Source organism: Nocardia sp. NPDC059691 (assembly GCF_042733915.1).
GTDB classification, from domain to species: domain Bacteria; phylum Actinomycetota; class Actinomycetes; order Mycobacteriales; family Mycobacteriaceae; genus Nocardia; species Nocardia sichangensis.
The window spans coordinates 390,915-405,728 of sequence record NZ_JBHWFB010000004.1 but is presented as its reverse complement, the minus strand read 5'-3'; the positions used below and the strand labels follow the sequence as shown (position 1 = coordinate 405,728).

11 protein-coding genes are annotated in these 14,814 nt (G+C 71.4%); 9 read left to right on the top strand and 2 right to left on the bottom strand.

The genetic code is table 11. From position 1 onward, the window contains the following. Positions 1-141: 141 nt before the first annotated feature. The 7 genes from recC (at position 142) to ACFV2O_RS12105 (ending at position 11,161) form a co-directional block, all read left to right on the top strand. The gene (gene recC / locus ACFV2O_RS12135) at positions 142-3,510 is read left to right on the top strand and encodes an exodeoxyribonuclease V subunit gamma (RefSeq protein WP_379251832.1); all 3,369 of its coding nucleotides are present in this window, start codon (positions 142-144) and stop codon (positions 3,508-3,510) included. 196 nt (positions 3,511-3,706) lie between these two features. Next, a complete protein-coding gene (locus ACFV2O_RS12130; RefSeq protein WP_379251831.1) occupies positions 3,707-7,096 on the top strand; it encodes a UvrD-helicase domain-containing protein in 3,390 nt (1,129 codons plus the stop codon). Beyond that, the gene (gene recD, locus ACFV2O_RS12125; protein WP_379251830.1) at positions 7,093-8,982 is read left to right on the top strand and encodes an exodeoxyribonuclease V subunit alpha; all 1,890 of its coding nucleotides are present in this window, start codon (positions 7,093-7,095) and stop codon (positions 8,980-8,982) included. The genes ACFV2O_RS12130 and recD overlap by 4 nt, the downstream gene beginning before the upstream one ends. A 46-nt stretch (positions 8,983-9,028) precedes the next feature. Continuing rightward, on the top strand, positions 9,029-9,502 hold the full coding sequence (locus ACFV2O_RS12120) for an RNA polymerase sigma factor (RefSeq protein WP_379251922.1): 474 nt from the start codon (positions 9,029-9,031) through the stop codon (positions 9,500-9,502). After that, positions 9,502-10,113 carry a methylated-DNA--[protein]-cysteine S-methyltransferase gene (locus tag ACFV2O_RS12115; protein WP_379251921.1) on the top strand — a complete coding sequence of 204 codons (612 nt, stop codon included), beginning with the start codon at positions 9,502-9,504 and terminating at the stop codon, positions 10,111-10,113. Before ACFV2O_RS12120 ends, ACFV2O_RS12115 begins: the two co-directional genes overlap by 1 nt. Further along, complete coding sequence (locus tag ACFV2O_RS12110) at positions 10,110-10,907, top strand: 2OG-Fe(II) oxygenase (RefSeq protein ID WP_379251829.1); 798 nt, start codon at positions 10,110-10,112, stop codon at positions 10,905-10,907. The genes ACFV2O_RS12115 and ACFV2O_RS12110 overlap by 4 nt, the downstream gene beginning before the upstream one ends. 5 nt (positions 10,908-10,912) lie before the next feature. Continuing rightward, on the top strand, positions 10,913-11,161 hold the full coding sequence (locus ACFV2O_RS12105) for an Ada metal-binding domain-containing protein (protein WP_355070936.1): 249 nt from the start codon (positions 10,913-10,915) through the stop codon (positions 11,159-11,161). 106 nt (positions 11,162-11,267) lie between these two features. Here the strand turns inward: ACFV2O_RS12105 and ACFV2O_RS12100 are convergent, their stop codons facing one another. Together ACFV2O_RS12100 and ACFV2O_RS12095 are read right to left on the bottom strand one after the other, a co-directional pair. Then, positions 11,268-12,302, bottom strand: a complete 1,035-nt coding sequence (locus ACFV2O_RS12100; protein WP_379251828.1) for a cytochrome d ubiquinol oxidase subunit II — start codon at positions 12,300-12,302, stop codon at positions 11,268-11,270. A gap of 3 nt (positions 12,303-12,305) precedes the next feature. Then, on the bottom strand, positions 12,306-13,724 hold the full coding sequence (locus ACFV2O_RS12095; protein ID WP_379251827.1) for a cytochrome ubiquinol oxidase subunit I: 1,419 nt from the start codon (positions 13,722-13,724) through the stop codon (positions 12,306-12,308). Between the two features lie 463 nt (positions 13,725-14,187). On the opposite strand from ACFV2O_RS12095, the gene ACFV2O_RS12090 reads away from it, so the two are divergent. Both ACFV2O_RS12090 and ACFV2O_RS12085 read left to right on the top strand, forming a co-directional pair. Continuing rightward, positions 14,188-14,403 (top strand): hypothetical protein, encoded by a 216-nt coding sequence (locus ACFV2O_RS12090; protein WP_379251826.1) that lies wholly within the window; start codon positions 14,188-14,190, stop codon positions 14,401-14,403. Continuing rightward, entirely contained in the window at positions 14,375-14,746 is a 372-nt protein-coding gene (locus ACFV2O_RS12085) for a cold-shock protein (RefSeq protein WP_379251825.1), read from the top strand. The genes ACFV2O_RS12090 and ACFV2O_RS12085 overlap by 29 nt, the downstream gene beginning before the upstream one ends. The last annotated feature ends 68 nt before the right edge of the window (positions 14,747-14,814 follow it).

The following is a 14,814-nucleotide window of genomic DNA, read 5'->3' as shown; positions in this document are numbered from 1 at the left end:
CGTCGGAGTAATCCGTTCTGGTGTGGTCTATTTCACTGCACTCCGGATGGGGCGGTGCGGTTGCACGTCGGTCGCTGGGCGTATAAACGTGCACGAAGTCCGAGGCCGGGCAGCCGGACACCACCGATCGAGAGGGCGCAGATGCCGCTGCACATCCACCGTGCCGAGCGCGCCGACGTCCTCGCCCGTGCGCTCGCCGGGGTGCTGGCGTCGCCGCAGGAAGACCCGTTCGCGCCCGAGGTGGTCGCGGTGCCGGCGAAAGGCGTGGAGCGCTGGCTGACGCAGACGCTCTCGGGAGTGCTCGGCGCGGGCGGAGCGGCCGACGGTGTGTGCGCCAACATCGCCTTCCCCTCGCCTTCCGCGCTGGTCGCGGAGGCGCTGGCCGCGGCGAGCGGGGTGGCGCAGGCGGAGGATCCGTGGGCGCAGGAGCGGGCGGTGTGGACGCTGCTGCGGGTGATCGACGCCTCGCTGTCCGAACCCTGGTGCGCGGTGCCCGCCAGGCATCTCGGCGCAGGAGACGCCACGGGCGGCGAGCACCGCGCCGGACGGCGTTACGCGACCGCGGCACAGGTCGCCGCGCTGTTCGACAGTTACGCCGCTCAGCGTCCAGCGCTGATCACCGAGTGGGCGGCGGGCCTCGACACCGATGGCGCGGGCGCTCCGGTACCCGACGACCTGCTCTGGCAGCCGATGCTCTGGCGCGGGCTGCGCGCCGAGATCGGGGCGCCGAGCCCGGCCGAGCGGCTCGACGCCGCCTGTGCCCGGTTGCGTGCGCGGCCGGATCTGGTCGCGCTGCCGCCGCGATTGTCGCTGTTCGGCGTGACCCGGTTGGCCGGCGACCAGTTGGCCGTGCTGTCGGCGCTGGCCGCCGGCCGCGACGTGCACCTGTGGCTCGTGCATCCGAGTCCCGTCCTCTGGTCGACCCTGAGCGAGCTGCCCCCTGCCCGCACGCGCGCCGAGGACCGCAGCGCCACGGCGGTCACCCATCCGCTGCTGGCGGGACTGGGGCGCGACGTCCGGGAGTTGCAGCAGCGGTTGGCCGCGTCCGCCGTCACCGGAACCGACACCTATCATCCGATCAGCGAACTCGATGACGTTGCGGCACAGCATGATTCGTCCATGACATTGCTTCGTGCGCTACAACGGGGTATCCGGGACGACCAGTGGCCCCCGGCGGCGGGGCAGGTCGGCGCCGACGGCACCGTGCAGGTGCACGCTTGTCACGGCCCCGCACGGCAGGTGGAGGTCCTGCGGGAAAGCCTGCTCGGGCTGTTCGCGGCCGACGAGACGCTGGAGCCGCGTGACGTGCTGATCATGTGCCCGGAGGTGGAGGCGTACGCGCCGCTGGTGCGCGCGGCATTCGGGCAGCGCGCGCCGGGAGCGCCGGAGACGCAGAGCGATTCGGAGCATCCGGCGCACCGCTTGCGGGTGCGCCTGGCCGACCGGGGACGCGGGGTGACCAATCCGCTGCTCGCGGTCATCGCAGTGCTGCTCGAGCTGGCCGACGGCCGGGTGACGGTGACCCAGGTGCTCGATCTCGCCGCCGCCGAAACAGTCAGGCGCCGTTGCGGGTTCGATGACGACGACATCGAGCGATTGCGCGAGTGGGCGGCCGAGTCCGGGGCGAGGTGGGGCATCGGGCAGCGTCAGCGCCAAGCGTTCGGGCTCGCCGATTTCGCGCAGAACACGCTGAACAGCGCGGTGGACCGGATCCTGCTCGGAGTCACCGCTGGCGAGACCTCCGACGATTGGCTCGATCTCGCGCTGCCCTTGGACGACGTGGACAGCAACGACGTCGATCTGGCCGGACGCTTCGCGGAGTACGTCGACCGGCTCGCGGTGTGCCTGCGCGACCTGCGCGGCCCCCGTCCCGCGCACGAATGGGCGGCCGCGCTCGGCCGCGCGCTGGATCTGCTGACCGACGTGCCGGACGCGCAGGCCTGGGTGCGTACCGAGGCCAGGCAGGAACTCGCCGCCGCCACCGACCACGCGGGCGAGGTGTCGTTGCGGCTGGCCGACGTCGGTGTGCTGCTGCGTTCGCGGCTGGCGGCGCGCCCCACCCGGGCCAACTTCCGCACCGGCGAACTGACCGTCTGCACGATGGTGCCGATGCGGTCTGTGCCGCACCGGGTGGTGGCGCTGCTCGGCCTGGACGACGAGATGTTCCCGCGCGCGAGCGCCGCGGACGGAGACGACGTGCTGGCCCGTGAACCCCTGCTGGGCGAACGCGATCCGCGCAGCGAGGACCGGCAGCTGCTGCTGGACGCCGTGCTCGCGGCGCGGGACACGCTGCTGGTGTTCCACACCGGCGCCGACCCGGTCAGCGGGGCGCACCGGCCGCCCGCCGTTCCGGTCGCCGAGCTGCTGGACGCACTGCGGGCCCACGTCGGCGCCGCGGCGATGCGCTCGGTGGTGACGCGGCATCCGCTGCAATCCTTCGATCGCCGGAATTTCCGGGCCGAGCAGCCGTTCAGTTTCGACAAGGTGGCCCTCGCCGGCGCGCACGCGGCCGATGGACCCGCGCTGCCGCGTCCGGGATTCTTGGCCGCGCCGCTGCCCGCCGCGCGAACGGCGGATGTCGCGCTGGCCGATCTGATCTCGTTCGTGGAGCACCCGGTGCGCGCTTTCCTGTGGCAGCGGCTCGGTCTGCGGGTTCCCGAGCACGACGAGGACATCGCCGACCGGCTGCCCATCGAACTGGACGGCCTGGCCAAGTGGGAGCTGGGCGAACGCCTGCTCGCGGCCCGCCTGACCGGCGCGGATCCGGCCGGGCTGCGGGCGGCGGAGTGGCGGCGCGGCACGCTGCCGCCGTTCGGATTCGGCGCCGCCGTGCTCGACGAGGTGGAGCACACCGTGGACCGGTTGGTGCGCGCCGCGCAGGCGGACTACGCGGGCCCGGCGCGCGCGGTGGACATCGCGGTCGACCTGGGCAACGGGCGGCGGCTCACCGGCACCGTGCCCGAGGTGCGCGGCGACACCCTGGTCCGCACCACCTTCTCCCGGCTGGCCCCCAAACACCGGATCGGAGCGTGGGTTTCGCTGCTGGCGCTGACCGTCACCGAGGACCGTTCCTGGCGGGCGGTGAGCACCGGCCGCGGCCAATTCGGCCGTCCGACCTGGCGCTGCGAGCTCACCGCACCCGACGCGCCCGCGGCCGGGGAGATTTTGCGCAGGCTCGTCGCGCTGCGCGACGAGGGCCTGACCGAACCGCTGCCAGTCGCGCCCGCCGCCACCGCGGTATACGCCGAACGTCGTTTCCGCGGCGCGAGCACCGACGACGCGATCGCGGCGGCGGAGCGCGAATTCAACGGCGGCCCCAACGGTCCGGGGCCCTTCGGCGATCACACCGACCGCCACCTTCGCTACGTCTGGGGCCCGGCGCCCCGGCTCGAGGACCTCATGGCCGCGCCCGCCGCGACGGGCGAACCCGGCGAGAGCACCCGCTTCGGCGCGCTGGCCCGGCGGATGTGGGCCCCGTTGCTGGCCGCGGAAAGCCAGGGCCAGCCGTGACCGATCGCGAACCGACGCGGCACGTGACACCGGAATACGCCGCCGCTGCGCGTGTCGGTCGCCGGTGGGCGGCCGGGGGCGCGGCAGAATGTCAGCTCGGACAGTCGTTTCGGGTCCGTGTGACGTGGCCGGTCACCAGGACGAGCGCGCCGTCCGCCGAGTGTGTGACTACCGGCCGCGCAAGAGGGAGGCGCACATGACCGTGCAGGAAACCTCCTTCCCGGCAAACGCTTTCGATGCGGCCGCGTTCGAACCGTACGGACCGCCGCCCACCGGCACGACTGTGCTGGAGGCCAGCGCGGGCACCGGCAAGACCCACGCCATCGTCGGTCTCGCCGTGCGCTATGTCGCCGAGGCGGGTGTCGAGGTGTCCCAGCTGCTGCTGGTGACCTTCAGCCGCGCGGCGACCCAGGAGCTGCGGGAACGCACCCGCGACCGATTCGTCGCCGTCGCCGCGGGATTGACCGACCCGGTCGCGGCCAGGGCGCACACCGACGAACTGGTCCGGCACCTCGCGCAGGCCGACGAAGACGAGGTGCGGTCGCGGCGGCGACGGTTGCTGGCCGCCCTGTCGGATTTCGACGCGGGCACCATCGCCACCACGCACAGCTTCTGCCAGCGCATGCTCGACGAACTCGGCCTCGCGGGTGAACACGACCCGGGCACCAGGCTGGTGGAGACCGTCGACGATCTCGTCGGCACCGTCGTCGACGATCTGTATCTCAACCGCTACGCGCGCGGGGAACCGCCGTTCTCGGTGAAGGAGGCCCGCACGCTCGCGCTGGCCGCCGTGCGGGACCGGCATGCGGCGCTCGAGCCCGACGGCGAGGCAGGCGAGCGGGTGGCGTTCGCCCGCGCCGTACGCGCGGAGACCGAGCGCCGCAAGCGGCTGGCCGGGCTGCGCGACTTCGACGACCTGCTGGTACTGCTGCACGACGTGCTCGCCGACCCGGAGCACGGCCCGCGCGCGTGCCGCCGCATCCGGGCGCGCTACCGCGTCGCCCTGGTCGACGAATTCCAGGACACCGACCCGCTGCAATGGGACATCTTGCGCAGATCGTTCCACGGGCATGCCACGTTGGTGCTGGTCGGTGATCCCAAACAGGCGATCTACGCCTTCCGCGGCGCGGAGGTGCTCAGCTACCTGGACGCGGTGGCGCACGCCGACGTCCGCAAAGAACTCACCACGAACTGGCGCAGCGACGCCGGACTGCTCGCCGCGCTGGATCACCTGCACGGCGCGGCGGCCCTGGGGCACGAGGAGATCCGCGTCTATCCGGTCGCCCCGACCAGACCATGGTCCCGGTTGTCCGGACCTTCCGAACTCACCACGCCGCTGCGGGTCCGGTGCCTACCGCGCACGGGCGCGGGACCGCTGAACAAATCCGGCTTCCCGGCCGTCGGGCGCATGCGGGCCAAGGTCGCCGACGATCTCGCCGCCGATATCGTGCGCCTGCTCGAATCCGGTGTGCAGCTGGATGGGAAAGCGGAGACGGTACTGTCCGAAGCCGATTCGATCGCGGCGGTCGACACGGCGCGCAGGCCGATCGGGCCGGGCGACATCGCGGTACTGGTGCGGACCCGCTCGCAGATCGATGTGGTGCGTGCGGCGCTGGACCGCGTCGGCGTCGCCTCCGTGCTCGCGGGCGGTATCAGCGTCTTCGCGACCGACAGCGCCACCGACTGGCTGTGGGTGCTGCGGGCGCTGGAACAGCCGCATCGCGGCGACCGGGTGCGGCTGGCCGCGTGCACACCGCTGTTCGGTGTGACCGCGGCCGAGATCGACAGCGAGGGAGCCGATCTGGTCGGCCGGGTGAGCGCTCAGTTGCGTGAGGCGGCGCGGCTGTTCACCCGCGCGGGTTTCGCGGCCGTGTTCGAGAAGATCGCCGCCGAAACCCGCCTGGCGCCGCGGCTGCTCGCCGTAGAGAACGGGGAGCGGCAGCTCACCGACCTGCGGCACCTCGCGCAATTGCTCGACCAAGTCGCGCTCACCGAGGGGCTCGGGCTGACCGCGCTGACCCGGTGGCTGGCCGACCGCGTGCGCGATCCCGCCTCCGGCGCCGTCGCCGACCGCAGCCGCAGGCTCGACCGGGACGCCGCCGCCGTCCAGATCGCCACCGTGCATGCGAGCAAGGGACTCGAATTCCCGGTGGTGTACCTGCCGTTCGCCTGGGACAGCGCGAAGAACCCCTATCCGGCGACGTTGCTGTTCCACGCCGACGACGGTGCGCGCGTGCTGGATGTCGGCGGCGCGGACGCTCCCGGATACGCCGAACGCAAGGCGCGCAGCGAAGCCGAGGAGGCGGGCGAGGAACTCCGGCTGCTGTACGTCGCGCTCACCCGCGCCATGTGCCAGATCGTCGCCTGGTGGGCGCCCGCGATCACCACCGCGGCGTCGCCGTTGCACCGCATGGTCTTCGGCCGCGCCGATCGTGGCGCGGCCGTCGCCGCCCGAGCCGCGGTACCCGCGGACACCGTTGCCGCGCAAATGCTTACGACGTGGGCGCAGGACGCGGGCGCGGCGATCTCGGTGACGGCGGTGGCCGGGACCGACGGCGTCGCGATCCGGCGAGCGCGCACCGGGCCCGCGCCGGGCGCACTGGCCGCGGCCCGCTTCGACCGGGCGCTGGACCAGCAGTGGCGGCGCACCTCGTACTCGGCGCTGACCGCCTCCGCGCACGGCCCGGCGGCGCCCGAACCCGACAGCGAACCGGAGGGCGCGCCGGGGCCGGGCGACGAGCCCGCGGGCGCCTCCCTCATCGGCGCGGCGGAGCCGGAACCGTCGGGCGCGGCGTCGCTGATGAACGCGCTGCCCTACGGCGCGGAGTTCGGCACCTTGGTGCACGGCGTCCTGGAGCGGATCGACACCGGTCATCCGGATCTGGCGGCCGAGGTGCGCGATCGGTGCCGCGAGGCGGTGGGCGAACTGATGGCCGAAGTGGATACCGAAGTGCTTGCGACGGCGCTGCTGGCGGTGCTGCGTACTCCGCTCGAGGGTGGCTGCCTGGCCGGCATCGCCCCCGGCGACCGTCTCAGCGAACTCGAATTCGAATTGCCACTGGCGGGCGGGGACCGCGTCGGCGCCACCGCGGCGACCCTGCGGCGCGTCGCCGAGTTGCTGCGTGAGCACCTTTCGGTCGACGACGACTTGTTCCCCTACGCCGAACAGCTGGCGGCGCTCGAAGACATACCGCTGCGGGGTTACCTGACCGGCAGCATCGACGCCGTGCTCCGCGTCGCGGGCGACGCGCACCCTCGATTCGTCGTCGTCGACTACAAGACCAACCGGCTCGGCACGGGTGATCTCACCGTCGCGCACTACACCCGCGACCGCATGGCCGCGGAGATGCTGCGTTCCCACTATCCGCTGCAAGCGCTGCTGTACTCGGTCGCGCTGCATCGCTATCTGCGCTGGCGGTTGCCCGGCTACGACCCGGCCCGGCATCTCGGCGGAGTCCGATACCTGTTCGTGCGCGGCATGATCGGACCGGAGACGCCTGCGGGCTGTGGCGTCTTCGACTGGCATCCGCCCGCCGATCTGGTCGTGGCGCTGTCGGCGCTGCTGGCAGGGGAGGCGGGGCGGTGACCTCGATCCAGGTGGCGCAGCGCGGAACCGGTCTGCTGCGCACGTTCAACGAGGCCGGTGTGCTCTCGGCCGCCGACGTGCACGTGGCGCTGCGGTTGGGCCGGCTGGGCCGGGAATCGTCGGAGCCGGTGCTGTTCGCCGCGGCGCTGGCGGTGCGGGCGGTGCGCTCCGGCTCGGTGTGCCTGGAACTGCACCGGATGCGGGAGATCGGCGTCGACGCCGACGAGAACTGGGACGCGGGCATCGATCCGGCGACGCTACCGTGGCCGGACATCCCGGCCGTGGTCGCCGCGCTGCGGGTGAGTCCGCTGGTGCGCGGTGGACCGGCGGGTCCGTTGCGGCCGCTGCGACTCGTCGAATCCCAGGGGCAGGGCGATTCCGGTCCGCTGCTCTATCTCGATCGGTACTACCGGCAGGAGCAGACGATCCGGCGGGTGCTCACCGAGCGCTCCGCACACCATCCGGTGGTCGCTCCCGGCATCGTGCGCCGCGAACTGGACCGGTTGTTCGACGCGTCGGCGGGCACGGCGCCGGATCGCCAGCGCCTGGCCGCCGCGCTCGCCGCGACACATTGGACCACCGTGGTCGCGGGCGGGCCCGGCACCGGCAAGACCCACACCATCGCGCGGATCATCGCCTTGCTGTCCGCGCACCGCGAGACCGAGCCGAAGTTGCCCGCGCTGCGCATCGCGCTGGCCGCTCCCACCGGGAAGGCGGCGGCTCGCCTCCAGGAAGCCGTTCGCGAGCAAGCGATTTCGCTCGGATTGCCCGAACTCACCGCCGCCACCTTGCACCGGCTGCTCGGCTGGCAGCGCGGCCGCAGTACCCGGTTCAAGTACCACGAATTCAACCGGCTGCCCTACGACGTGATCGTGGTCGACGAGACCTCGATGGTCTCCTTGACCATGATGAGCAGGCTGCTGGCCGCGCTGCGCCCGGACACCCGCCTGGTCCTGGTGGGCGACCCCGACCAGCTCGCCTCGGTCGACGCGGGCGCGGTGCTCGCCGACCTGGTCGCCGGACCCGTCGCGGCCACCCCGAATCCCGTGCTCGACGAGATCCTCGGTCCGGAGGCGACCGGCGAGCACGCCGAAGCCCTGACCGCGCTGGAGCGCACCCGCCTGCGCGGCGGCATCGTCCGGCTGACCCGGGGCCGCAGGTTCGGCGGACGGATCGCCGACCTGGCCGTCGCGGTGCGGGCGGGGGACGCGGACGCCGCGCTCGAGCTGTTGCGCGCGGGCGGCGACGAATTGTCGCTCAGCGCGCCCGACGAGCTGACCGCGGTCCGCGCCGACGTGGTGCGGGCCGCGACGACGGTCACCGCCGCCGCCCTGGACGGCGACGCGACGGGCGCGCTGCAGGCGCTGGAAACGCATCGCCTGCTGTGCGCGCACCGGCAGGGGCCGTTCGGCGTGGAGCGCTGGGACCGGATGGGCGCGGAGTGGGCCGCCGCCGCGGGGGCGGGCCCCGAGTCGCAGCAGGCGCCGTGGTATCCCGGACAACCGCTGCTGGTCACCGCGAACGATCACGAGGCGCGGATCTACAACGGCGACACCGGCGTCGTCGTGCGGATGCCCGACGGCTCGTTGCGCGCGGCGCTGCAACGCGGCAGCGAACCGTACCTGGTGCATCCCACGCAGTTCCCCGCGGTCGTCACGGTCTTCGCCATGACCATCCACCGCAGCCAGGGCAGTCAGTACGACACCGTCTCCGTCGTCCTGCCCGAGCCCGAATCCACCTTGCTGACCAGGGAATTGCTGTACACCGCGATCACCAGGGCACGCCGCCACGTCCGGATCATCGGCACCGAGGAGTCCATCCGCGCTGGCATCGCGCGGCGGGTGCTGCGCGCCAGCGGGCTGTCGCGCCGGGAAGGGCCCCGATGACGGGATCTCACATTCGCGGCGCCCGCGGCGTCTACCTGGTGTGAGCCTGCCCCCGTTCGAGGAAATAGTGGCCGAATACGGCCCGATGGTGTTGCGCGTCTGCCGGGCGGTGCTCGGCCCGTCCGACGCGGCCGACGCCTGGTCGGAAACGTTTCTCTCCGCGTTGCGGGCGTTTCCCGGCCTTTCCCCGGACACGAACATCGAGGCATGGCTGGTCACCATCGCGCATCGCCGCGCGATCGACGTCGGCCGGGCGCTGACGCGCGCTCCCGTCCCGGCAGAGACGTTGCCGGAACGTCCCGTTACCGCCCCCGGACCCGCCGACTACGACCCCGACCTGTGGGCCGCCCTGCGGGCGCTGCCGACCAAGCAGCGCCAAGCGGTCGCCTACCACTATCTGGCCGGGCTTCCCCACGCGGAGATCGCCGAATTGCTCGGCAATTCTCCGGATGCCGCCCGCCGCGCCGCCGCGGACGGCCTGAAGACCCTGCGCAAGCTCTACCCGAAGGACGAATCATGATGGCCACCCTCGATCACGGTGACGGGTTGTCGCGCGCGCTGACCCCGGACGCCGACCTGCTCGCCACGCTGCACGCGCGACTGACCGCCGAGGCCGACGCCGCGGGCCTGCTCGATGTCGCCTACCGCTCGCTGGAGACCCCGGTGGGGACGTTGCTGCTGGCCGCGACGCCCGCTGGACTGGTCCGCGTCGCCTACCCGACCGAAGACCACGACGCGGTACTAGCCACACTGGCCGCGCGGATCAGTCCGCGGATCCTCGCCGCGCCCGCCCGCTTGGACGTGGCGGCCCGGCAGATCGAGGAATACTTCGCGGGCCACCGGACGCATTTCGACCTGCCGCTGGATCTGCGGCTGGCCGCCGGGTTCCGCCGCCAGGTGATCGAGCACCTGCCCGCCATCGGCTACGGACAGCGCGCGAGTTACGGCGCGGTGGCGGCGGCCGTCGGGAACCCGCGCGCGGTGCGCGCCGTCGGCTCCGCCTGCGCGCGCAACCCGCTGCCGGTGGTGATCCCGTGCCACCGGGTGGTACGCGGGGACGGGTCCATCGGACAGTACGTCGGCGGCGTCGTCGCCAAGCACGCGCTGTTGGATCTGGAGGCGGCGGCATGAGCGAGCCGAGCACCGGAACCGTTGGGGACGGTCACCGCGCGGAGCATCGTGCCGGGCCCGCTCCCGTCCCGGGGCGGGCCGAAGCCGCCGCCCTGGCGGATCGCGTCGACGCCCAGTCTTGGCGGACGCTGCTCGCGGAAGTCGACGCGCACGGCTGCGCGGCGACCGGGCCGATCCTCACTCCGCAGGAGTGCGCCGAATTCACCGCCATGTGGGACGACCTGACCCGGTTCCGATCCACCGTCGACATGGCGCGCTATCGATTCGGCGAAGGCACCTACCGATACTTCGCGCATCCGGTGCCCGAGCCGATCATGCGCCTGCGGACGGCCTTCTATCGAAAACTGTTGCCGCTCGCCCGATCCTGGGCCGACCGTCTCGGCGACCCAGCGCCGTGGCCGGAGGAGTTCGGCGATTGGCTCGACGCCTGCCATGCCGCAGGGCAGAAAAAGCCGACCCCGATCCTGCTGCGCTACCACGCCGGTGACTGGAACGCCTTGCATCGCGACCTGTACGGCGAGCTGGTCTTCCCGCTGCAGGTCGTCATCGGATTGGACCGATCCGGGATCGACTACACCGGCGGGGAATTCCTGCTCGTGGAGCAACGCCCGCGCGCTCAGTCGAAAGCGATCGTGTCGGTGCTCGAACAGGGGCACGCATTGGTTTTCACCACCCGCGATCGGCCGACGCCATCCAGTCGCGGCTGGTCCCGCGCCCCGATCCGCCACGGTGTCAGCCGCGTGCGCAGCGGTGTGCGGCACACTCTCGGTCTCGTGCTGCACGACGCGGAATAGCCATCGTGTACACCTTGCTCGACGGCGACGGCCGACCGTATCGGAGCATCGTCCCCGGGCGATACGGCGGCCACCGTCGCAGCCGCATCTACGGCCGTCTGGACTGCCCTTCGGCGCTCCGTGCGCTCGCCAGGGGCGCCTACCGCACGCATCGCGTCTTCTTCGCGACCGAATCCGACGCGATCTCCGCTGGCTACCGGCCTTGTGCGGTCTGCGTGCCCGGGCGGTACGCCGCGTGGAAGAAAACGCGCTGATCGCGGATCGCGCCAGAGCCCGCAGCGCCGATTCGAACAGGGGCCGGCTGCTGTGCGGGTCCTGCCGCTGGCAACCCCAGGATCTGGTGCCGCTGGGGCGGAGTAGCTACGCCTGTTCCGGTGAGCCGGTACGCGCGGGCTCGTCGCGGACCCACGCGTCGGTCTGGGTGAGCCAGAACAGATAGCCCAGGGCGGGTAGCACGGTGACCGCGGCGGCGGCGACGACGGCGAGCAGTCCCACCAGGGTTGCTCGTGCACCGGCGGCATCCGCGATGAGCATCTGATCGACGAGGATCCATGGCGTCTGCGCGACGGCCCACCCGATGACGATCGCGGCGACCGCGACCGTCGCGGGAACGCGCGCCCACCCGAATCGGCGGCGGTACACCAAGGTCAGGGTGAGCACCCCCGCGGCCGCCGAGACCGCGATGAGCGGAAGGGCGCGCCCGAGGAGTCCGGCGCCGAGGGTAGGTGCGTCGTGACGGATCGGCGCGATCGCCGCGATCGCGACCGCCCCGGTCACGCCGCCGACGATCAGTGTGCGCAGGCGCAGGTATCCGGCGAGGGCGTCGTCGCCCGAGCGCGCGGCGTCGGCGGTGAGGAAGACGCCGGCCAGGAATGCGGACGTCCCGACCGCCAGAACACCGCCGAGAATCGAGGTCGGATTCAACCACGACCGCAACCGGTCGCCGTACCCGTCAGCGGGCACCCGGCCGGAGGCGATCGCGCCGACCGCGGTGCCGAAGAAGAACGGCGTGATGAGCGACGCGCCCGCGAACAAGGCGCCGAACAAGCGCGCCTGGCGCAGCGTCGCGGAGTACTTGCGGAACGCGAAATTCGCCCCGCGCAGCACTATTCCGAGCAGCGCCAGGCTCATCGGGATGAACAGGGTGGTCATGACGGCGGCGAACACCGCAGGGTAGGCGGTCCAGAGGAACACCAGAATGTAGATCAGCCACACGTGGTTGGCTTCCCAGACCGGTCCGATGCTGTGGTCGATGAGCACTCGCAAGCGGCTGCCGCGCCGGGGTCCGCCCGCGGTCAGGTCCCAGAATCCGGAGCCGAAATCCGCGCCGCCGAACAGCGCGTAGAGCACCACCCCGGTGAACATCGCGGTCGCGACGACGTCCGAGAGATCCATCGGTCACGGCTTTCCGACGCTGCGGGCGCGCTGCGCCTGGTCGACCGGCGACGCGCCCGGTCCGTAGGGGGCGGTGATGGTCGCGGTGCCGGTGCGCCAGCGCCGCGCCATGGAACGCAGGACGACGATCGCGCCCACCGTCATCCCGGCATACACCAGCAACACGCTGACATAGGTCCACCACAAGCCGGTGCTCGTGCTGGCGGCGTCGGTGGTGCGAAGGACCCGCCAGACCGTCCACGGCTGACGGCCCACTTCGGTCGCGATCCAGCCGCATTCCAGCGCCAGGATCGCCAACGGTCCGGCGGCCACCGCCGCTCCCAGGAACCAACGTTCGGCCAACGGGTCGTGGCGCCGCCAGCGCAGCAGCCAGAACACGATCACCATGAGCGCGAGCAGGGTGCCGATGGCGACCATGGTCTGAAAGGCGAGGTGGGTGACGTTGACCGGCGGCCGATCCGCCACCGGCACCGAGTCCAATCCGGGTACCGGGGCGGTCAGCGAGTTGCGGGCGATGACGGAACCCAGCCGGGGGATCTCGAGCGCTCCCCGCACCTCTCCATCGACGAGAACGCCGCCCAATCGCAGCGGGGCGGGCCCTTCGGTGGTGGCGGCCAGTTCGAACGCGGCCAGCTTCGACGGTTGCGTATCGTGCACCCGCATCCCCAGCACGTGCCCGAGGAGTGGTTGGGCGAGCGCGGCGACGGTCGCGAAGACGAACGGGACCGTGAACCCGAGCCGGTGATGAGGGTCGCGACGTCCACGCAGCAGACCGGCGGCGTAGACGCCGGACACGAGGAATCCGACGACCATGAAGGCTCCGACCCACATGTGCGCGAACTGCAGGTACACCCCGCCGTTGAACATCGCACGCCACGGATTCACCTCGGTCACCTCACCGTCGGCGAGCCGGAATCCGGTCGGGTTGTTCATCCACGCGTTGACGCTGACCACACAGAAGGTGCCGACCACCCCGGCGGCCCCCATCGGCACGAGCATGGCAAGGTGGTGGCGCGGCGGCATGCGACCCCATCCGTAGAGGTAGATGCCCAGGAAGATCGCTTCGATGAAGAACGAAAGCCCTTCGAAGGCGAACGGCAAGCCCAGCACGTCGCCGAAGCGGCCCATCAGCCCCGGCCACAAGAGCCCCATTTCGAAACTGAGCACCGTTCCGGAGACCGCGCCGATGGCGAACAAGATCGCCGACACCGTCGCCCACCGCTTCGCCAAGCCCAGTGCCACGGGGTCGTCGTGAACGATGCCACGGCGATGCACGACGTAGATCATGGCGGGAAAGGCGACGCCGAAACAGGCCAGCACGATGTGCCAGCCCAGTGAGAACGCCATCTGCTGGCGTGCGGGCAGCAGGCCGGGCGGCCCTTCGCCCGACGCCTGGTAGAGCGCGACGAGCGTGCTCGACACGATGCGGGCCCCTTTCCCTCGGTCTCGATAGCCGCATGCCTGCGCCACGCGCGCTCGGCTCTCAGCCGGGGTATCCCCTTCGCGCTGTATCAAGCCGGTGAAGGCGTCGAGCACCGGGCGACGAACGAGAGGGGAAGAGGCAGGGGGTTGGGACTTGCGCGGATATCATAGGAGTGGTATAAGAAATCTGTGTTGGCTGACAGAGATAATCCAATCTGTCATTGAGAGATAAGACTGAGTGGAGGTGACGGCCATGCTGGTCCCGGCGTGCGATCCACCCGGGCAGGAACGTTGCGCTATCACCCCCTTCCAGAGGTGCACGAGATCGTGAAAGCGAGGTGATTGCTGTATCCCAAGGAAACGACGATTGTCGATCTCTCGTTCTCGACTCTTCCTCGCGGGTGGGCTCGGCGGGCTCCGAGCCCACCTCCCGAAACCGGAATTCACCTCGGAGGAGTGACGAATGACCACGATCCCGCTCTACGGTGACGGTGACCTGGCCGACCAGCAGACCCCCGTGCGTGCCGACGACCGTGATATCGGACTGGACACCGGCGGCTTGCACCCGCTGACCGAGCGCATCCGTGCCGCGTTCGACACCGCCGATATCAGCGACCGCATCGATCAAGCCTGGATCACACCTACCGCCGATGACGACTACGATTGCCTCGCCTACTGACAGCAACGTCCATCCCGACCCGCACACCGGCGCCGCGGAACTGCCGCGCTGGCAGCACGGATGTGTGGCCTGGTTCAACAAGGAAAAAGGTTTCGGGTTCTTGACCCCGGACAATGGCGGTGAGGCGGTGTTCGTCCGATACACCGCCATCTGCGCCCCCGGCTACAAGACACTCACCGCTGGGCAACCGGTCGTGTTCACGGCCGCCGACACCGACCGCGGACCCGAAGCCACCCAGGTGCTGACCTACACCCGCACCCATACCACCCCCGCGCCGCACGACCTGCCGCGACCGCATCGATCCAGCCGCCGATGCCGATTGCGGCTGCGGCCGGGGCGATAGCCACAAACCTTGTGCTGCAACGGGCCCGCCCGCACCGAAGATTTCGACGGTGCGGGCGGGTCGCTCCC